20 protein-coding genes are annotated in these 20,141 nt (G+C 55.1%); 13 read left to right on the top strand and 7 right to left on the bottom strand.

Translation table 11 applies throughout. The annotated features are described in order from the left end of the window. Positions 1 to 200: 200 nt before the first annotated feature. Positions 201 to 1,661, bottom strand: a complete 1,461-nt coding sequence (gatA, locus tag LKE08_RS26190; RefSeq protein WP_324707233.1) for an Asp-tRNA(Asn)/Glu-tRNA(Gln) amidotransferase subunit GatA — start codon at positions 1,659 to 1,661, stop codon at positions 201 to 203. Positions 1,662 to 1,860: 199 nt separating this feature from the next. Here gatA and LKE08_RS26185 point away from each other — a divergent pair, with 199 nt between their 5' ends. From LKE08_RS26185 to LKE08_RS26170, 4 genes are all read left to right on the top strand, one after another. Then, positions 1,861 to 2,328 carry a helix-turn-helix domain-containing protein gene (locus tag LKE08_RS26185; RefSeq protein ID WP_324707232.1) on the top strand — a complete coding sequence of 156 codons (468 nt, stop codon included), beginning with the start codon at positions 1,861 to 1,863 and terminating at the stop codon, positions 2,326 to 2,328. Positions 2,329 to 2,352: 24 nt separating this feature from the next. Continuing rightward, on the top strand, positions 2,353 to 2,907 hold the full coding sequence (locus LKE08_RS26180) for a COP23 domain-containing protein (protein ID WP_324707231.1): 555 nt from the start codon (positions 2,353 to 2,355) through the stop codon (positions 2,905 to 2,907). Positions 2,908 to 3,078: 171 nt separating this feature from the next. Beyond that, entirely contained in the window at positions 3,079 to 4,083 is a 1,005-nt protein-coding gene (locus tag LKE08_RS26175) for a serine protease (protein ID WP_324707230.1), read from the top strand. A gap of 389 nt (positions 4,084 to 4,472) precedes the next feature. Then, entirely contained in the window at positions 4,473 to 4,922 is a 450-nt protein-coding gene (locus tag LKE08_RS26170) for a protein tyrosine phosphatase (RefSeq protein WP_324707229.1), read from the top strand. A 66-nt stretch (positions 4,923 to 4,988) separates the two neighbouring features. Here LKE08_RS26170 and LKE08_RS26165 read toward each other — a convergent pair whose 3' ends face one another. The 3 genes from LKE08_RS26165 to fraC all read right to left on the bottom strand — a co-directional run bounded on the left by LKE08_RS26165 (position 4,989) and on the right by fraC (position 6,954). Beyond that, positions 4,989 to 5,762 (bottom strand): ABC transporter permease, encoded by a 774-nt coding sequence (locus LKE08_RS26165; RefSeq protein WP_324707228.1) that lies wholly within the window; start codon positions 5,760 to 5,762, stop codon positions 4,989 to 4,991. 96 nt (positions 5,763 to 5,858) lie between these two features. Then, positions 5,859 to 6,443 (bottom strand): DUF5357 family protein, encoded by a 585-nt coding sequence (locus LKE08_RS26160; protein WP_324707227.1) that lies wholly within the window; start codon positions 6,441 to 6,443, stop codon positions 5,859 to 5,861. A gap of 4 nt (positions 6,444 to 6,447) precedes the next feature. Beyond that, positions 6,448 to 6,954: a filament integrity protein FraC gene (gene fraC, locus LKE08_RS26155; protein WP_324707226.1), complete on the bottom strand. Its 507-nt coding sequence runs from the start codon at positions 6,952 to 6,954 to the stop codon at positions 6,448 to 6,450. Positions 6,955 to 7,044: 90 nt separating this feature from the next. On the opposite strand from fraC, the gene LKE08_RS26150 reads away from it, so the two are divergent. Next, positions 7,045 to 8,082: a M28 family peptidase gene (locus tag LKE08_RS26150; RefSeq protein ID WP_375341467.1), complete on the top strand. Its 1,038-nt coding sequence runs from the start codon at positions 7,045 to 7,047 to the stop codon at positions 8,080 to 8,082. Positions 8,083 to 8,415: 333 nt separating this feature from the next. Here LKE08_RS26150 and LKE08_RS26145 read toward each other — a convergent pair whose 3' ends face one another. Further along, on the bottom strand, positions 8,416 to 9,741 hold the full coding sequence (locus LKE08_RS26145) for a protein kinase (RefSeq protein WP_324707225.1): 1,326 nt from the start codon (positions 9,739 to 9,741) through the stop codon (positions 8,416 to 8,418). A 389-nt stretch (positions 9,742 to 10,130) separates the two neighbouring features. Beyond that, positions 10,131 to 10,343, bottom strand: coding sequence for a hypothetical protein (locus LKE08_RS26140; protein WP_324707224.1), 213 nt, complete (start codon positions 10,341 to 10,343; stop codon positions 10,131 to 10,133). Between the two features lie 312 nt (positions 10,344 to 10,655). Between LKE08_RS26140 and LKE08_RS26135 the strand changes: the two genes are divergently transcribed. From LKE08_RS26135 to map, 7 genes are all read left to right on the top strand, one after another. Continuing rightward, positions 10,656 to 11,708: an AI-2E family transporter gene (locus tag LKE08_RS26135; protein WP_324707223.1), complete on the top strand. Its 1,053-nt coding sequence runs from the start codon at positions 10,656 to 10,658 to the stop codon at positions 11,706 to 11,708. A gap of 146 nt (positions 11,709 to 11,854) precedes the next feature. Further along, a complete protein-coding gene (locus LKE08_RS26130; RefSeq protein WP_324707222.1) occupies positions 11,855 to 12,067 on the top strand; it encodes a PspC domain-containing protein in 213 nt (70 codons plus the stop codon). 524 nt (positions 12,068 to 12,591) lie between these two features. Then, positions 12,592 to 14,208 (top strand): tetratricopeptide repeat-containing serine protease family protein, encoded by a 1,617-nt coding sequence (locus LKE08_RS26125; protein ID WP_324707221.1) that lies wholly within the window; start codon positions 12,592 to 12,594, stop codon positions 14,206 to 14,208. A 239-nt stretch (positions 14,209 to 14,447) separates the two neighbouring features. Beyond that, a complete protein-coding gene (bchM, locus tag LKE08_RS26120) occupies positions 14,448 to 15,134 on the top strand; it encodes a magnesium protoporphyrin IX methyltransferase (protein ID WP_324707220.1) in 687 nt (228 codons plus the stop codon). 133 nt (positions 15,135 to 15,267) lie between these two features. Continuing rightward, positions 15,268 to 15,675 carry a hypothetical protein gene (locus tag LKE08_RS26115; RefSeq protein ID WP_324707219.1) on the top strand — a complete coding sequence of 136 codons (408 nt, stop codon included), beginning with the start codon at positions 15,268 to 15,270 and terminating at the stop codon, positions 15,673 to 15,675. A 194-nt stretch (positions 15,676 to 15,869) separates the two neighbouring features. Beyond that, entirely contained in the window at positions 15,870 to 16,256 is a 387-nt protein-coding gene (locus LKE08_RS26110) for a DUF423 domain-containing protein (RefSeq protein ID WP_324707218.1), read from the top strand. Between the two features lie 287 nt (positions 16,257 to 16,543). Beyond that, complete coding sequence (gene map / locus LKE08_RS26105) at positions 16,544 to 17,308, top strand: type I methionyl aminopeptidase (RefSeq protein WP_324707217.1); 765 nt, start codon at positions 16,544 to 16,546, stop codon at positions 17,306 to 17,308. Between the two features lie 37 nt (positions 17,309 to 17,345). Here map and LKE08_RS26100 read toward each other — a convergent pair whose 3' ends face one another. Next, positions 17,346 to 18,260 carry an RluA family pseudouridine synthase gene (locus LKE08_RS26100; protein WP_324707216.1) on the bottom strand — a complete coding sequence of 305 codons (915 nt, stop codon included), beginning with the start codon at positions 18,258 to 18,260 and terminating at the stop codon, positions 17,346 to 17,348. A gap of 233 nt (positions 18,261 to 18,493) precedes the next feature. Here LKE08_RS26100 and LKE08_RS26095 point away from each other — a divergent pair, with 233 nt between their 5' ends. Continuing rightward, the gene (locus tag LKE08_RS26095; protein WP_324707215.1) at positions 18,494 to 19,807 is read left to right on the top strand and encodes a TAXI family TRAP transporter solute-binding subunit; all 1,314 of its coding nucleotides are present in this window, start codon (positions 18,494 to 18,496) and stop codon (positions 19,805 to 19,807) included. The last annotated feature ends 334 nt before the right edge of the window (positions 19,808 to 20,141 follow it).

The following is a 20,141-nucleotide window of genomic DNA, read 5'->3' as shown; positions in this document are numbered from 1 at the left end:
AGCTTGGGAATTGATTCCCAAGCGGTCTGGATGTCTCACCCTCCGCTCCCTCCGCTCCCTCCGCTCCCTCCGCTCCCTCCGCTTCCCCTGCTCCCCCTGCTCCCCCTGCTTCCCCTGCTCCCCCTGCTCCCCCTGCTCCCCCTGCTCCCCCTGCTCCCCCTGCTCCCTGTGCCCCCTCCGCTTCCCTTGCTCCCTGTGCCCTACTTGAGGGGCGGCTTTTTGATGTGCCAGGAGGTGGCCTGTTCGTAGGCGTGGGCGACTTCCAGGAGGCGGCCTTCGCCGAGCACTTTTCCGATCAACTGCATCCCGATGGGGAGTCCTTGTTCGTCGAAGCCGCAGGGGATGCTGAGGGCGGGCAACCCGGCGAGGTTGACCGGGATCGTCATCAGGTCGGACAGGTACATACTGAGGGGATCGGCGGTTTTTTCCCCGGCTTTGAAGGCTGTGGTCGGGGAGGTGGGACACACCAGCACTTCCACCTGGGTGAAGGCGCGATCGAAGTCCTCTTTGATCAGGGTGCGGACTTTTTGGGCTTTGAGATAGTAGGCGTCGTAGTAGCCGGCGGAGAGGGCGTAGGTGCCCACCATGATCCGGCGTTTGACTTCCGCCCCGAACCCTTCGGCGCGGGTTTTGGCGTACATTTCGATCAGGTTTTCGGCGTCGGGGCTGCGGAAGCCGTATTTCACACCGTCGTAGCGGGCCAGGTTGGCGGAGGCCTCCGAGGGGGCGATGATGTAGTAGGTGGGGAGGCCGTAGCGGAAGCGGGGGCAGGAGATCACCTGAATTTCGGCGCCGAGACTTTGCAGGACGTCGATCGCCTTGGTGACGGCCTGTTCGACCACCGGATCGAGGCCGGACCCGAAGGTTTCCTTGATCACGCCGACCTTCATCTTGCCGCGGGGGCGGAGGTGGGGTTTCAAGGAGGCGGTGTAGTCGGGGATTTCGACGTTCAGGCTGGTGGCATCTTTGGGGTCGTAGCCGGCGATCGCATTGAGCAAAATCGCCGCGTCCTTGACGGTGCGCCCGAAGGGGCCGATCTGGTCCAGGGAGGAGGCGTAGGCGACCAAACCGTAGCGGGACACCAGGCCGTAGGTGGGTTTCATCCCCACCACCCCGCAAAAGGAGGCGGGTTGGCGGATCGAGCCGCCCGTGTCCGAACCGAGGGCGACCACCGCCTCCTCGGAGGCCACGGCCGCGGCCGAGCCCCCGGAGGACCCGCCGGGGACCCGCTCCAGATCCCAGGGATTGGCCGTCAGTTGGTAGGCCGAATTCTCCGTGGAACTGCCCATCGCGAACTCGTCCAAGTTAGTTTTCCCCAGGATCACCGCCCCGGCGGCTTGCAGTTTTTGGGTGACGGTGGATTCGTAGGGGGGGACGAAATTTTGCAAAATTTTCGAGGCGCAGGTGGTGGGGATGCCCTCGGTACACATATTATCTTTGATGGCGATGGGAATCCCCGCCAGCGGTCCGATCTCCTCTCCGGCGGCAATTTGGGCATCCACCTGCCGCGCCTGCTCCAAGGCCCGATCTGCGGTCACGCACAGAAAACTTTTCAGTTTCGGCTCCAACCGGTCGATGCGATCGAGCGCTTCGGTGGCGATTTCCACAGCAGAGCGTTCTTTATTAATCAGTTGTCGGTGCAACTCGCAGATGGATGCCATGCCCTCTCCTCTGTTTGAATTCCAATATTTGAGTTTACCGAAAAAATGCCGTCCTGCGGATCGGCGCCGGCTTCGCACCGCCCCAATTCCCCCTCCGGGGCGATCGCATCGGGCCGGCGATGGCAAAATTGGGGTTTGATCCGGAACTTTTTAAAAACTGACGATAGATAAAATAACGTTCCGGATGAGATGAGGAGTCATGCCACCAAAGGCACACATAGAACCCCACTTATCGGCTGACGATCTCAAGAGTCGCTACCGACAGGCCCGAGATACCACGGAAGCTCGCCGGTGGCACCTGCTGCAGTTGGTTTCGGGGGGTTGGACGATCAAGCGGGCGGCAGAAGTTGTGGGGTTGAATTACGACTACGCCAAGGAAATTATCCGCCGCTACAACCTCGAAGGCCCCCTTTCGGTGAGAAACCGCAGCCGCGATCGCCAGCCCCCCGTGGCCCGTTCTCTGCTGACCCCATCTCAACAACAGGAACTCAAACAAGCCTTGCAGGGACCGGCGCCCGACGGGGGACCTTGGTCCGGCCCGAAAGTCGCCCAGTGGATCGCCCAGCGGACGGGACGCCAGCACGTCTGGCCGCAGCGGGGTTGGGACTATCTGAAGCGATTGGGCATTGATTGGAAACAACGAAAAAATATCGGTTCCGAATCTTGATGCACACGTTAGCCGATTCTGACCATGAAAAACCCATCGATTTTCAACTTCATCCTCGGGGGGGCGATCGCGATCGCTTCCTTCGCCCTCCCCCACGCGGGGATGGCCGGCGAATCTCGGGCCGAGCGGCTTCCCCGCTACCGCTATTCTCGCCCCGTCAACCAAGAGTTTTTCTGCGGCCGCAGCGATGACGGCGTTCCCACCACGTTCGTCAAGACCCGCCGGGGGACGTTCCGGGTCATCCGCTGGGTTTCCCACGTCTTCAATCAAGCGGGTTACGTCCCGGAAACGCGCTGTCGCCAAGTTTCTTCCAAATTCCAACAATTCTACGAGCGGGGACTCCTCAACTACGTCACCACGGGTATCGTCAACCGTCAGCCCGTCATCTGCGTCTCGGATGCCAAGGACGGCCCCTGTTTGGGAGTCCTCTTCACCCTCAAACCCCACCAGGATGCCCACTATACCCTACAGCAGTTGTTCGACCTGCAGGCTAATGCCGACGCCGGCCCCCTGGAAGAAAGCGGCTCCCGCCTCTATTTGGATCTGAATCGATATCTGGAATTAACAGTTAACAATTAATCATTGACAATTAATAATTGTTGATCGGTTTTTTCGAGATTGGGTCGAAAGATTTTCTTTTGAGGAGCGAGGTTTTTTTCCTCTCTCCTCCATCATCCAGAGGGAATCCTTTTGACTTTTGACTTGTGACTTTTGACTCGTGAAAGCCTCCGGTTTGTGAGGGTATCGCAGATGATAAGGCTCCGGCAGTTGGTGCTTTTATTTCCCGTCGCGATCGCCAATTGGGTCGGCAACTTTCCCGACTCAGAATACTTTTTTTATCCCCGCCGGCTGACGCCGGTGGGGCGATCGCGATCCCCCGCCTGTCAGGTGTACGGGTGTCGGTTGTGTAGGCCGGAGCAGCTCCAAACCATCGCCCGGGCGATCGCCGTCAAAATTATCGGCGAACGGGGGTGGGGGTCGGGAATTTTAATTAAAAAGAAGGGGGATTTGTACACGGTTTTGACCAACGATCACGTCCTCAATTCCGCCTCCTCTCCCTACCAAATTCAAACTCCGGACGGCCGCATTCATGACGGATATCTGCTCACTTCCTATTCCGTGCGGGGACAAGATTTGGCTCTGGTTCGATTTCGGGCCGGAGGTGAAAACTACGCCATCGCCTCCTTTCACCCCTCTTCGACGCTGAAACCGGGCGACAAAGTGTTCGGCGGCGGCTTTCCTCGAAATTTGCAAGCGGGGGAAGTTAGGCCGATCGACTCTCCCCAATTATTGACCGAAAAATTACCGCCCCAAAAGTTTTCTCAAGTTTTGCGATCGCCGGAATTTCCCCACCTCGGATTTCATCTGACCCGGGGGCGAGTTTCTTTGGTGGCCGAAAAACCCTTGGAGCGCGGTTATCAAATCGGCTACACCAATCCGATTCAAAAGGGGATGAGCGGCGGGCCGCTGTTGGACCGTTGGGGTCGGGTGGTGGGAATCAACGGGATGCACGCCTATCCGCTGTGGGGCGACCCCTACGTTTACCAAGACGGTTCCCAACCGCCGCCGCACCTGCGGGAAAAAATGGTTCATCTCGCCTTCGCCATTCCCAGCGATCGCTTCACCGAATTGGCGCCGGAATTTTCGCCCCCGACGGCGATCGCACAAACGGCCGATACGTTCTTTTTTTTCTCCCGGAATCGGTCGAACTGGCTCGGGTTTCCTCCCCCCACCTCTCCGACTTCTTGCTATTGATTGATCGCCGGCAGTCCGAAAGCAAACCGACCCCATGACCGCACAGATCGGGTGGGGGAGTAGGGACCCCTGGCTTGCGCCCTCATTTGAGATTCTACCCCGAAATCGGCACCGCCAGAAAAACCCACCCGGACAGGGTGGGCTATCCTAGGGGTATTCTTGCTGAACTGTCTCGATTGTCGGCGATTCAAGGGCGATCGCACATCCTCCGGCCGGTTCATCTGAATGGGGTAATTAGAGATCTTGAAGACCGGGCCGCGACGGATCGGTTAAAATTTGATAACCTGAGCTTAACTTTTCAGGTGTACCCTCTAGGGCAACTTCAGTTTGGGTCCTCCGCCCGTTTCATCATCAAATTTTGACAAGCGACGTTCAACCATCACGGTGCCATGAAAACGATTTTATTTTTATCTGCCGAAAATGATTACCGCAGCCGATTTTCCGAATCTCTGTTCAATCATTTAGCCCGAAAGCGGGGCTTAAATTGGCGTGCCTATTCCCGGGGATTGAGCGCCGATCGCAACCAACCGATCGCCACGGAAGCCATTTCCGAATTAGTTCAACGGGGAATTCCCCTCGGATCTTCCCTGCGGTCGCCCCAACGAGTCTCCGAAATTGACTTCAGAAACGCCAACAAAACCATCGCGATCGAAGAAAGTACCGACCGCCCCCTGATGCGGAAACAATACCCGTCTTGGGCGAGTTCCGTCGAATATTGGAACGTGGGTGGCGGTCATTTTCCCTCCCAACAACTCGAACGCAAAATCAACCAACTCATCGATCGCCTCCTCCCCACCCACGCCAGTTTGGCGACCGCTTGGATGGGGGACGATTACTGAGACAATTAACAATTAACAATTATTAATTGAATCTGCGTCATCTGCGTCATCTGCGGATTGAAACGGCTACAATTCTCGGCGGTTGAAAATGGCGATCGCCAAGGCCAGCAGTAGGACGGTGTAGACGATCCCGTAAACCGCGTTGGCTAGGAGGGTGGGGAGGGAGGGGAGTTGTCCGTAAACGGCATCATTTTTGAGGTCGAGGCGGGCGAGATCGGGTAAGATGACATAGATCGCCGTCATCAGCCACTCGATGGCGGGATTGTCGCCGAATTGGCCCAATTCCAGCAGATCTCGGCTCAAACTCCCCATCACATAAACCCCGAATGTCAGCAGGGTGGCGAGGAGGGAACTGGTGAACACCCCCAGCAAAATTCCCACCGCCGCCACCAGGCCCAATTTCAACCACAGAAACAGCATCGAAACCGCGAGACTTCCGGCCGGATAGGGAATTTGATTCAGGCTCAAAATTCCCATGTACAACGCCGTCATCGCCAGCAGCAGCACCGCCAGCACGGCGAACAGGCCGAAATGCTTTCCGATCACCAATTCGGGGCGGCTGACGGGTTTGGAAAGCAGCAGGTAAACGGTGCGTTTGTCAATTTCTTGGTTGACCAAACTCGTGCTGACAAAAATGGCGATCGCCAGACTCAAAACGGCGATGGCGGCGATCCCCACGTCCAGGGTAATTTTATCTTCAAAACTGGCGGAAACTTCCGGCAGCAGTTGCACCGCACCGACCATCACCAGGGCGAAAACGATGATCATATAGAGGATGCGATCGCGCATCACTTCCCAAAACACATTCTTGGCGATCGCCAGCGTCCGTCCTAAAAACATTTCCCCCTCCCCAAATAGGTCTAATTTTGCCGGTCAGTTCAAATCAATAAAATCCGGTAGAACTGTTTTTTTGAGTGAAAATATAAGCAGATTGTATCACGATTTGAGGCCCTCGAACGGCCCGACCTGCGCCCGGTCGATCAGGATTTGCTGTCGGAACAGATTCGGATATTCTTCCACCCACTCATCCACAAAAAAATAGAGCGCGATCCAGCAACTCAAAACCACGTGGGCAAGGATCAGCAGTAGGAACGGGCCGCGCACCCAAGGCCGCTCCTGACTCACTTTAAATCGCACTTGAATTAACTCGATGAAAAAAATCAAACAACCGCAAATGATCGGCCAAACTGTGATGGCAAATTCCGGCATTTCATCGGCCGTTTCTTGATAGATCAGGATGGTGATTAACGTTCCGGCAATCCAGGGACTCAGGGGTACGCCCCGAATCACGAATGGCGGCTGAGTCGTCCGCCATGCGATCGCCACCGTCAAGACGATCCAACTGAACGCTGCCAAAGCATTGCCGCGATCGGGATTATTATCGACGATCAGCAGCGAGAGCAGCCACGCCAGCAAACCGAAAAAGATCGCACTTCTCCAGTGATAAAGTCTCGGCGGCCGAATCGTATTCACGAAAGATGTGACATTTTTAACAGCCGGATGGTTCAGCGGATTGTCCATCGGTTCAAACCTCCCTTGCCAACAGTAACGTCAAAATTAAAATAAAAACATAACTCGCCGTATGCCCTCTCACGATCGCCCGCAGGGAATTTTGCATCTCCGAACTGATCGCGAAAAAACCCGATTTTTGTTCGGCAGGTTGGTCGGGTTGGGCCGGAATTTCCGACAAATATCTGTAAAATATCAGCCCGTTAAATTTAACGAGCAGGTAGGCGATAAAATAAATGATCGTGATCGCCAACAAAGTCATGGAGAAGCGGGGGACTTCTCCGACCATTATATAAACAATCCAATCATCTTCGACCGCTTCCGGCAGCCGGGAATAGACCCATAAAAAACTGACGATTCCCAGGATTTCTGCCAGCAAGTTGATCGCCGTCGCATATTCCACGCTCTGGCGGGGAGTGACCTTGAGATAACGCCGCAAAAACCAAGATTCGATGGCGATCGCAATTAAAACGCGGGACAATCGAGTTAAAATTGTCCGCAGGGCAATTTGAATCGAAAACATCAAGACCGGACTCCGTAAATGTCAGTTTCGTGCCAAAATCAAGGTCAGCTCTGATTATAATTCCTTTGGGCAAAAGGGTTAAACACTCTCATGCGCTGGTATACTAAAGCAGGCTTAATTCGAGCCGCCGTGGCCTTCGGTCTGACGATCGCCCTGCTACTGGGGGTAGGAGGAATAATGGCACTGATGCCGGGACGCAGCTACCGGGGGGAACTTCCGCCCCTCACCCCGCCGCAAGAACAGTACCGCGATCGCCTCAAACAAGATATCGAAGCGATCGCCGGCCTGGGCGAACACAACCATGTCTACTACGAAAATCTCCTGCAAACCGAAGCCTACCTCGAAGGCCGTTTTGCTGAAGCCGGATATGCCGTCCGCCGTCAAGAATACCCGATCGGCGATCGCATTTTCACCAATTTGGATGTCGAAATCCCCGGAACCGAGAAACCCGAAGAAATCGTGGTCATCGGCGCCCACTACGACTCGGTGACGGGCTCCCCCGGGGCGAACGACAACGGCAGCGGGGCGGCGGCGGTGCTGGCTTTAGCGGATCGGTTCGCGGGAACCGCCCCCAAACGGACCCTGCGATTCGTGGAATTTGTCAACGAAGAACCCCCCTTCGCCTGGACTCCCGAAATGGGAAGTTGGGTTTACGCCAAGCGATCGCGGCAGGAAAATGAGAAGATCGTCGCCATGCTGAGTTTGGAGACGATGGGCTACTACTCCGACTCCCCCGGCAGCCAAACCTACCCCCTCGGACTCCTCAACCAGGTCTATCCCATCACCGGCAATTTTATCGGTTTCATCGGCAACTTGCCCTCCGGCGGGTTGGTGCGGCGGGCCGTGAAGCGGTTCCGCCAGTCCGTCCAATTTCCCTCGGAAGGGGCGATTTTGCCCGACGCCGTCCCCGGGGCGGGGTGGTCCGACCACTGGTCCTTCTGGCAGGAGGGCTACCCGGCGATCATGGTCACGGATACCGCCCCCTTTCGCTATCCCTACTACCACACCGAAGAAGATACCCCCGACAAAGTGGATTGCGATCGGCTTTCTCGGGTGGTTTTCGGCTTGGAGGCAGTGGTGGCGGATTTGGCGGGAGTGGCTTTGGAGGGAATAGGGAATAGGGAATAGGGAATAGGGAATAGGGAAGGCAACAGGCAACAGGCAATAGGCAATAGGGGGAAGTCGGGAGAATCATATCAAATCCGGTTCGATCACCGAGTGGGGGAAAATGAAAAATGAAAAGTGCGAAGAAACCGGGTTTCTAGAACCATTTCGATTTCTCACCAACATCTCAGATAGAAACCCGGTTTCTAGAACCCGCAATCTTTCCAATCCTCTTCAGAGGATTTTTGCTATTAGCTTGGGAATTGATTCCCAAGCGGTGCTCGGATAGAAACCCGGTTTCTAAACCCCCACACCCCACCGAGCACACCCCACACCCCACCGAGCACACCCCAACCATTATTTCGTCGCGAATCCGCAATAGGAATTGGGGTTGTATTGGCGATATTCTGCCAGTGCCGCCTGACAGTCTTCCGAGGTTTCAAACCAGTCGCCGTAAACTTTATAAGACTGATATTGAGATAAATTCGAGTAGTTGGGGGACCAGAAAAAACCCGCCCGAGAATAGCCGTCTTCTTTCAGGGACTCGCGCTTTTGTTCCGCTTGGTTCGGGTTGTGGAAAGCGGAATCGGCAATGAAATAAAATGTCAGGGGGAGGGAAGATGTCGGCGGTGTCGGTTCGGGGGTTGCCGACTTTGACGGGGACTTGGAAAATAGCGTCAATCCCAAGCCGACGATCGCACCCAAAACGATCCCCGCGACGGCCGCTTTGTGCCAATCTTTTCGGGGTTTGCGACACCGGCGGGGGGCGGTTCGTTTGGGAAAAATAAGCGTCGAAAGGGGACCCGATCGCTCGGTGGGGGCGATGGGGTGGGATAATTGTTTCAGGGCGTCGAGCATTTCCCGGGCACAGGAGAAGCGATCGCCGGGGTGGAAGCGGATCGCGCGATCTAAAATAGCGGCAAATTTCGGGTCAATTTCCGGCACCAATTCCCGCCACTGAAGTTCGGCCGTATTGCCATTGAGGGGCAATTCCTGGGGCGTTTTTCCCGTCAGCAAATAGATCGCCGTCACCCCCACACTGAAGATGTCACTGGCGAAAAATGGGTGTCCCGCCGCCTGTTCGGAGGGCATGAATCCCGGCGTCCCGATCGCCAGAGAAGGGGTGGGATTTCCCCGGGAATTTAACACCGTTCCCATCGTTTCTTTCACCGCCCCGAAATCGATCAAAACGGGTTTGCTGTCGGGGTGACGGAGGATGATATTATCGGGTTTGATATCCCGATGAATTAAGCCGTTGCCGTGGATGGTATCCAACACGGGGAGGAGATCGAGGAGGATGTCCCGAACTTCGGATTCCGAAAGCGATCCCTGTCTGAGGACTCGGTGGGTGAGGATTTCCCCTTCGATCCATTCTTGGACTAAATAAAACCGTCCGTCCTCTTCAAAATAGGCGTAGAGGCGGGGGATGCGATCGCTCGTTTCGCCCAATTTTTCCAGGGCGATCGCTTCCCGGCGAAAACGGTCTTGAATGATCGGATAAACTCGCGCCTGTTCGGCTTTCGGTTTCAGGCGTTTAATCGCACAGCGGCGTTGGGAGGGCATTTGGGTATCTTCGCCCAAAAAGGTTTCGCCGAACCCCCCGGAGGCGATCGCATCGACGATTTGATAGCGGTTGTTCAGCAGCGGCGGCGTCGTGGGTGAAAAACTGGATTGGATTTGCATGGATGGAGACCGGATTGACTTAAACTTCAGAAACGGTTGAATCGATTAAGTCAACCTTATTCATACTGCGACACCGGCAGAGATCCGGAAGTGCAACTTTCCTCAGCATCACAGAGGCGAACCCCCAAACCGAGACTGGGGTGGCTTTCCCCGGATTGCCAAGCTGTGACGGGTGGGGGGTTGTCATATGGAGGCAAACAGGCAAACACAGCAATTTTTAAGCCAGTGAGGTACACTTGCCGATTCAAAGTTCCCCTTGTGAAGGGGATAATGTGTCCATTCAAAGTCCCCATCCCCCCCTACCCCCCCTTTGTAAGGGGGGAGTTCAAGGGGGATTTAGGGGGATCATCCGTATTGAATTGGATCGAAAACCGCTATATTACCCATTCTTATCGCAAGGTTTCGCAGCCGATGCCGTCCCGATCGCGATCGAAGCGGTGCGGGTCGGGGGGACTCACGGCAATGGGTTCCCGGATTCCCAATCTTGGCAAGTCGGGACAGTCGAGATCCGGCGGTGGCGGGGGGATGCAGATTTCTCGCCCCGAAATCGTCTGGGGATAGGCGCGATCGCACCCGGACTGCGCGAAAACGGGTGTCGCCATTAACGATAGCACAAGCAACAACCCCGCCAAAGCGACGCCAAACAAGGGGATTGCCCGATTCAGATGATTTCGATACCAGCCCATATCAAATTGATAGGTTCGAGTCTCCGCGATAGTACCACGAACCGGGGATTTTATTGCGATCGCGTGTTTACGGGTGACAAACCTCCAAACCCGGATGAAACAAGGGACTCCATCTCCTTGTTTTCCCCACACCCCACGCCCGCACACCCCACACCCCAGCGCTATAACTGTTCTGATGTCCCCCTTCAAGATTAAATAGAGGGTGTTTGTCAATTCGACCCGTACATCATGGAAAATCGGTCAATTACCCGCCTTCTCGTCAGCTTGGCGAGTTTATGCATCATTATTGCGGGAATCAAAGCCACCGCCGGCTTGACCTCTCAAATTCTCCTCGCCTTATTTATCGTATTAGTTTGCAGTCCGATCGTCGTCTGGCTGAGTCGGCGCGGACTCCCGGAATGGTTGGCCAGAGTCATTGTGGTCTTGGGGGTGGTCGCAGTCGGCCTGCTGCTGATCGCCTTTTTGGGACTTTCCATCACCCAACTCACCCTGGCACTGCCGAAATATCAGTCGATGATAGCCGCTCAACTCTCCGGAGTCAAACAGTTTCTCAATTCAATCGGGGTCAGTCAAGCCGATCTGCAACAATTGGATTTATTCGATCCCGGCAAACTGATTCAACTGACGATCGCCTTCATTCAAGGACTGCTGGGAACCTTGTCGAGTGTCGGTCTGACCCTATTTATTTTCATCTATATGCTGGCGGGAACCTCCAGCTTTTCCAAAAAGTTGAATCGCGCTTTGGTTGCCGACAATCCGATGCTCGATCGCCTCAACAATTCCGCCAAAAGTATCAGTCTGTACCTGTTGATCAAAGGTTGGCTGGGGGCGATGACCGCGATCGGTCAAATTATTTTACTCTGGATTGTGGGGGTCGATTTTGCCATCCTCTGGGGCATCCTATCTTTCCTGTTCAACTTTATCCCCAGCATCGGCTACATCATCTCCGTGATTCCCCCCACCCTGATGGCGCTGTTACAATTCGGTTTAATTAAAGCCGTTATCGTGTTTGTCGGTTACGCCCTCATCAACAACTTTTTCGACATGGCGATCGGCCCCCGCTATTTGGGTCAGGGTTTGGATCTGTCCACCTTCGTCACCTTTTTATCGGTGATTTTGTGGACGCTGCTGTTGGGTCCCATCGGCGCATTTTTGGCCCTCCCGCTGACGGTCATGTTGAAAAAATTGGTACTGGAAACCCACTCGGACACCCAACTGATCGCCAGCCTGATGGGTGCGGACGAAGGGAAACCGGACAAGTCCGATAAAAGTTTGTTGTAGCGTTTGGGCACCGGGGCTCCCATCCCAACAACGGGGGGTTTTGGGCGGTTTTCCACACCCAAACGGACGCCGCGATATCTGGAATGGTGGGGGGAGAAGTTGAAGTTACCCACAGACAAGCGATCGCGACCATTGGAGGCGCAATCATGAAAAGACTGTATCGCAGCCGCACCCATTCTCAAATCGCCGGAGTCGCCGGAGGCGTGGCGGAATATTTCAACGTCGATCCCCTGCTGGTGAGACTCACGTTTATCATCCTGGGGTTCTCTGCCGCGCCGGGAATTATCCTCTACGCGATTCTCTGGCTGTTGGCGCCGCTGGAACCGGAACTCGAAGACCGCAAAACATCCGAGTTCTAAGCACGGTTGAGGGGTTGAAACGGGCAAAGGGTTTCAACCCCGTTTTTTTTATAATTTTCAATAATATAGCAGTTTTCGATCTGCTGCGATACGTTTCGATCCCCCTAAATCCCCCTTAATAAGGGGGACTTAAAAGGCGGGTCTAAAATTGAGATTTTGGTTTTCATGGGGAGATATTGATAGAAACCCGGTTTCTAAGACTCCTCGAATCCGATCAAACGGCGATCGCGGGCGTCCGGTGTTCGGCGTTGCCGGAGATGTTACGAAAAGTGTAAAAATGTTAAGAAAAATCTGATGCCCGGTGGGGGTGGGGGCGGGGAAGGGTTGAAATGCAACGGTTTTGGGAGTGGGAATTGGTGGGTCGCCCTGAATTGATGGGATTGCGTGAAATCGGGAAAAGGGATAGGATTAACAGTAGTTATCGGTGCAGCTCGCCCAGTTGAGACTGTGAGTCCATTGGCTCTGATTTTCCCTGCGTCACTGACTGGGAATCGCTGTATTGAATTGTCCCAGGATAGCCAGCCATGAAATATAGCCCAGGGTTCGACTCATTCCGACAGACTTTGATGGGGACGGCTGCGGTTGCTGCGGTGTGTCTGACACAGGTGGGAGAGGCCCTCGCCAAAACCGGAGAGGAAATCTATCAAATAGCCGTTCCGATTACCGTACAAATTAACAGCCAGAATAATGGTGGGGGAACGGGGGTGATTGTCTCCCAATCTGGGGACACTTACACCGTCGTCACCAATCACCACGTCGTCTGTCAGAGGGGAACGTTTGTGAGCAACTGCAACACCAACGGCACCTATCAGATTATCACCCATCGGGGCAGAACCTACACCGCTTCTTTCGTCCAAGCGTTCCAAGGAAATCGCAACGAACCGGATTTGGCGATTGTCCGCTTCCGCAGTTCGGACAGTTATCCGGTGGCGACGTTGGGGGATTCTCAGCAGATTATTCCGGGTAGCGAGGTTTATGTTTACGGTTTTCCGAGTTTGCTCGGGCGTCGGGGTTCCGAGCGGGAGCCGGAATTTACCCAAGGTTTTGTCACCAGTCGCCCCCAAAACCGATCGGGCGGATATGCCATCAACTACAGTGCTTTGACTTGGGGGGGAATGAGTGGCGGTCCGGTGTTCGACAGTGAAGGACGGTTGATTGGCATTCACGGAGAGGGTGTCCGAGACTGGGCTACGGTTTATGGTAATGATGGTCAAACACGGACTGGGATAGCCAATGTGGCTGCCGGGATTAACTCCGCGATTCCCATCAATACCTTTGTGGCCCTGCAACCCCGCATCCGCCAGGGGGACGTGCGTTTGGCGGTGGATGCGGGTTCGAGGGGGCGAGTGGCGAACCTGGACAACCCCAGCACCGCCTCGGACTACTACGCCAGGGGAGCGGCGAACTATGGCCGGGGCAATTTCCGGGCGGCGATTAATGATTTCACCCAAAGTCTGCGTTTGGATGGAAATAATCGGGATGCTTATATTTTCCGGGGTGTGGCTCGCTTTGACCAAAAAGACTATGAAGGAGCGATCGCCGACTACAACCGAGCCCTTCAAATTGACAATAATTATGCTGATGCTTATGTCGGTCGGGGTTTAGCTCGCCGTCAGCAAGGAGACCTTCAAGGAGCGATCGCCGACTACAACCGAGCCCTTCAAATTGACAATAATTATGCTTATGCTTATGTCGGTCGGGGTAATGTTCACCGGAACCAAGGAGACTATGAAGGAGCGATCGCCGACTTCAACCGAGCCCTTCAAATTGACCCCAATTCTGCTGATGCTTACCACAATCGAGGTGCGACTCGCGTTGACCAAAAAGACTATGAAGGAGCGATAGCCGACTTCAACCAAGCCCTCCAAATTGACAATAATTATGCTGAGGCTTATGTCGGTCGGGGTAATGTTCACCATGACCAAGGAGACTATGAAGGAGCGATCGCCGACTTCAACCGAGCCCTTCAAATTGACTCCGATTCTGCTGAGGCTTACCACGGCCGGGGTACAGCTCGTTATATGTTAGGAGACAAGCAAAAAGCCCGTTCCGATTGGCAAACCGCCGCCAACCTCTATCGACAGCAGGGCAACGATGCCGGATATCAACTGATGATGGATACCCTAAGAAACTTCCGGTAATTGATCGGGTGCGTCCCACTCCAACTCTGAACCCTCTCCTTAATAAGGGGAGGGTTGGGTGGGGTTTCCGGGTTTATGAGGCGCCTGCGGTGCGCGGGAGTCGGGACTCCAGGAGGCAGAGGGAAAAACTACCCCTACACCCTACACCCTACACCCTACACCCGGCGCCGAGCGCTATAACTCTCCCCCGAACAATGGTATCTTCAAGGATCGGACACCATTTCACAGCAGGCAAATTGATGAGCGTGGCAGACGACAAAACCGTTGTTCGGGAGTATTTCAATTCCACTGGCTTCGATCGCTGGCAGCGAATTTACGGCGATGGCGACGTCAACCGGGTGCAGCGGGACATCCGGCAGGGACACCAGCAGACGGTCGATCGCGTCCTGGAGTGGCTGCGGGCTGACGGCAACCTGTCGGGTTTGTCGATATGCGATGCGGGGTGCGGCGTGGGTAGCCTCAGCATCCCCCTCGGAGAAGCGGGGGCGATCGTTTCCGGCAGCGACATTTCGGAAAAGATGGTCGGCGAAGCAGCCCAGCGGGCCAGACAGCAGTTGGGCTATCGCGCCAACAATATCACATTTATGACCCAAGATCTGGAACGGTTGACGGGCCGCTATCACACCGTCATCTGTCTGGACGTGCTGATTCACTATCCCGACGAGGAGATGGGAGACATGATTTCCCACCTCTGTTCCCTGGCGGAAAGCCGGATCATCCTCAGCTTCGCCCCCAAAACCTTGGCCCTGAGTGTGCTCAAAAAAGTGGGCGAATTTTTCCCCGGGCCGAGCAAAACCACCCGCGCCTACCAGCACAAGGAGGCGGATATTGTTAAAATTCTATCGGATAACGGCTTCACCGTCGGCCGACAATCCATGACCAGCACGCGATTTTATTACTCTCGGCTGATCGAAGCCGTGCGTTAAATTGTTCATCGCGCCCCCCTAGCCCCCATCCCCCCCAACCCCCCTTTGTAAGGGGGGAGATAGGGGGGAACCGGAGTTTCAAGTCCCCCAAAGTTGGGGGATGCAAGGGGGCTTCAGGGGAGGAAGAGTTCAGATGTTTAAACTGATAGCCGCCGGATTCTTAATTCCCCTGGGGTCGGTGTTTTTGTTGGCGATCGCCACCGAATTCACCAACCCCGCCGCTTCCTCCGATTCCCGCATGGCGACGGCGGTGGGCGGCTTGATTCTGGGCATTCCCGCCATCGGCGTCGGAGGCTGGCTGGCTTGGGACTGGTATCGCGATCGCCGCCGGGAACTCTACCGCCGCCAACGGTACATCCGCTCGATTTTCCTGCATCTGGTGCGGGACAAGAAAGGCCTGGTGGCCGTCAAAGATCTGGCGCGATCGGCGAATTTATCCCCCCAGGAAGCGAAAGCATTCCTCGATCGCGCCGCCCGGAAATACAACGCCACTTCCCAACAGTTGGTCGATGGCGAAACCTACTATCAATTTAATTTTTGAGATGAGATCGAATCTGCTTGGAGAACCGCTTGGGAATCAATTCCCAAGCTAACAGCACAAATCCTCTCAAGAGGATTAACAATCGATTTCCGATTAAAAAAATAGTTTGATATGGATTTTGATTGGGACAGGGGGGAGGGCGAATGCCCTTCGCCCCTACAATTGAAAATACCGACACCATTCACCCTAATTCAATGAGTCGAATTTTTCTAACTTTAGCATCAATTTTAGGCGGATTTTCGGTAATCGCCGGGGCTTTCGGTTCCCACTCTCTGCGGGGACAATTGAGCGATCGCGCCTTGGAAGTCTTCCAAACCGGAACCCGCTACGAAATGTATCACGCTTTGGCATTGTTGGCTGTGGGGGTACTTTTGGCGCGATCGCCATCTCCCCAACCCCTATTAGTTGCGGCGGGATGGGCGTTCGTGGCGGGCGTCATCCTCTTTTCCGGCAGTCTCTACGGTTTGAGCACCACCGCCGCCGGATGGCTGGGACTGGTGACACCCTTCGGAGGCGTGATATTAATCGTAGGTTGGGCACTGTTAGCGATCGCCGCCACCCGCCCATCAATCAATCCGTAGGGGCAGGGGAGGCAGAGGAAGCGGAGGAGGCAGAGGAGGCAATTTAATATCAGATCCGTACAAACTCCCCAATCATCTAAAGATGATTTTCGCTTGTCGGGGCCCCTGGCTTGCGCCCTTGAGAATCAATTCCCAAGCGATCTGGATGTTCCACCCGTTTCTTCGCTTCCTCCGCTTCCTCCGCTCCCTCCGCTCCCTCCGCCCCCACACCCCACACCAGCCAACTGTGGTACGGTAGATAGGGGGTCAACCCGAGAATTTGGGAGATACATCAGCCAGTTATCAACATGGGAACCGAAACAATCGTATTGCTATCGAGCCGGGAAATCGAAAAAATGCGCCAAGCCGGACGTTTGGCCGCCGCCCTCCTGGACCACCTCGAACCGATGGTAAAACCGGGGGTCAGCACCCTGGAACTCAACGACGAAGCCGAACGCTGGACCCAAGCCCACGGCGCCCGCAGCGCCCCCCTCAACTACAACGGTTTCCCCAAATCCATCTGCACCAGCGTCAACGAGGTGATCTGCCACGGCATCCCCAACGCCAAACAGATCCTCAAAGATGGAGATATCATCAATATCGACGTCACCCCCATCGTGGAGGGCTACCACGGCGACACCTCCCGAACCTTTTTCGTCGGCACCCCCTCCCCCACAGCGAAAAAGTTGGTGGAAGTGACGGAAGAGTGCCTGCGGCGGGCGATCGCAACAGTGAAGCCGGGAAGCCGCATCGGCGACATCGGCGCCGCGATTCAAGAATATGCCGAGGGCGAAGGCTTTTCGGTGGTGCGGGATTTTGTCGGCCACGGCGTCAACACCGTCTTCCACACCGCCCCCCAAATTCCCCACTACGGCACCCGCGGCAAGGGGAAAAAATTGCGGTCTGGGATGGTTTTTACCATCGAACCGATGATCAACGAGGGCACCTGGGAAGCCCAGGTTTTGGAGGATGGCTGGACGGCGATCACCAAGGATGGCAAATTATCCGCCCAGTTTGAACACACGATCGCCGTCACCGATCAGGGCGTCGATATTCTGACTTTACCCGCTTAATTCGTAGCACAGGCATCCTGCCTGTGAAACACGACGATCAAACTCGAAGTTCCGGCGGCGGAGGTGCGGTGATGCGTAAGGTCGCACCCGTTTTCGGATGTCGAAAGGAGAGGGAATAAGCGTGCAGCCAGTAGCCGCAATCTCCGGGGACGGGAACGGTGTCGCCTTCGGGCGATCGCGGTTTGCCGCCAATCTCATAAAGCGGATCGCCGACGAGGGGAAATCCGGCGGCGGCGAGGTGAATCCGAATCTGGTGGGGTCTACCCGTGAGGATGGTGACTTCTATAATTGCCCGATCGCCGCACCGTTTCAATACCCGGCAATCGCTTCTGGCGAACAATCCATCCGCCGCCGCACCGTAAATATAGCCCAAAACCGGGTGGGGGATCTTGCCGATCGCGCGATCGATGCCGAATTCGTCCCGGTCCGGGCATCCGCTGGCGAGGGCCAAGTAGACTTTGCCGATCTGCCGATCGCGCATTTGCCGGGTGAGGTGCGATCGGGCCGTTTGCGATCGCGCCAGCAGCACCAATCCCGACGTCCCCCGCCCCAAACGGTGGATGGGAACGGGCGTTTCTTCGGGGTATCGCCGTTGCAGTTGCCCCAATAACGTATGTTCGAGGAAGCCGCCCCCCGGCATGACGGGGAGCCCGGAAGGTTTGGCGACCACCAACAGATCCGCATCTTCGTATAAGACCTGAAAAAATAGGGGAACGTCCGGTTCCTTCCAGGGCGGGCGGTGATACACTAATTCCTGTCCCGGTTGCAGCCGCATTTCGGCGATCGCGGGTTTGCCGTCGAGCCAAATTTGTCCGGCGTCGAGGCGATCGCGCCACTCCATTTCGGTCGAGTGGCGGTATCGTCCCGCGTAGTAGTCCAGGACGGTCAATCCCGCACTTTTGCGATCGACGCGATCGCGGTAAGTCCAACCGGAATTCAAGGGTGTGGCCACTGAAAAACTTACAGCAAGTTAACTTCAAGTCCCCCTTTGCAAGGGATCATTCCCCTCTCAAAGTCCCCCTTTTTAAGGGGGATTTAGGGGGATCGCCCCCCTCTCAAAGTCCCCCTTTGTAAGGGATCATTTCCCTCTCAAAGTCCCCCTTTGTAAGGGGGATTTAGGGGGATCATCCCCCTCTCATTAGATCGAGAACCGCTCTCTCCTTAATTATCCCATATCATTTAAGTTTGTCAACCCCAAAAGTGCGATCGCACCCCGCAATTTTTCAACCCCCCATGCAAAACCGTCTGGCATTTCCGATTATTTTAATTAGCGCGATCGTCGCCGCAACTTTCGCCCTGCTGTGGTGGAGCGATCGCGATCGGGTGTACAACCTCACCCTCGCCACCGGGGGAGAATTGGGGGAATATTACGAGTTCGGAGAAGCGTTAGCCGAAGTCGTCGCCCGACACAATCCCCGGATTCAGATCAAAGTCTTGGAGACGCAAGGATCGCGGCAAAATGTCGAATTACTCGCCGAAAATAAAGCCCAACTGGCGTTAATTCAAAGTGATACGCTCCTCCCGGCAGACGTTCGAGTTGTCTCCTTCCTATTTCCCGAAATCTTTCATTTGGTCGCCCGAACCGAAGCCGATATTAATAATGTCAAAGATCTGGAAGGAAAGCGGATCGCACTGATGCCGGAGGGGAGCGGTTCCTATCAACTGTTTTGGTATCTCAGTCGCCACTACGGGTTAGATGGAACAGATTTAGAAGCAATTCCCATGCCTTCGGAACGGGCCTATGTCGCCCTGCAACGGGGGGAAGTCGATGCCATGTTCCGCATTATCGCCCTGGGAAATTCGACCCTCAGCAAACTGCTACAAACCCCGGATTTGAACCTAATTTCCATCGAACAGGGGGCCGCACTCCAGCTATTCAAACCAGCCTTGGAACCCGCCCTCATTCCCACGGGAACTTACAACGGTTCCGTCCCCATTCCCCCGGAAGATCTGCCCGTCGTCGGGGTGCGATCGCTCCTGATAACTCGGGAAAATATCAACCCTTACGCCATCCACGAAATCACCCGCATTCTATTTGAACGCCGCAACGACTTGCTCGAAAAAAGTCCCCAAGCCGCCATGATTGTCCGCCCCGGCAACGTCCGAGATTTGGGCTTGCCCTTCCACCCCGGCGCCAAATCATTTTACACCCAAGACGAGCCCTCTTTCTTAGAAAAATACGCCGAACCGATGGGCTTTTTACTCTCCGCCGGCGTATTGGGAATTTCCAGTCTTTGGCAGTTTCGGCTGTGGCTGAAAGGCCGACAGAAAAATAACGCCGATTTCTACAACTTAGAAATTCTCAATTTAATCGATCGCGTCCACGACTGCGACACGACGGAGGAATTGGACTCCATCCGAGAACAACTGTTCAAAATCTTCCGGAAAGTCGTCGTCGATTTGGACGAAGATCGCATTTCCCCCGAATCCTTCCAATCCTTCACCTTCACCTGGGAAGCCGCCGTCACCACCATCCGCCACCGGGAGACACTGCTTTAAAAAAAGGTGTAGGGTGGGTTAGGCGCCGCCGTAATTTTTCGGAAAAACCCACAATTTTTCATCGGCGCCGTAACCCACCAGCCATTCCATTCAAAATTCAAAAGTATAGTAGTCCAGTTTTCCCACCAATAACCCATCCGCTACCAGCCGTTGGGTTTCGTTTCGCGACCCCCAACCTACAACTATTGAGCGGTGCGTTACATTTCATTAACGCACCCTACCACTCAAAGCCCCCAGAATTGGGGGTTTGGGGGCTAGCGGTGCGTTACATTTCATTAACGCACCCTACCACTCAAAGCCCCCAGAATTGGGGGTTTGGGGGCCAGTAACCCAC

It is taken from the genome of Lyngbya sp. CCY1209, assembly GCF_035615495.1.
In the GTDB taxonomy this organism is placed as follows: Bacteria; Cyanobacteriota; Cyanobacteriia; order Cyanobacteriales; family Microcoleaceae; genus Limnospira.
This window is presented reverse-complemented; position numbering and strand designations above follow the sequence as displayed.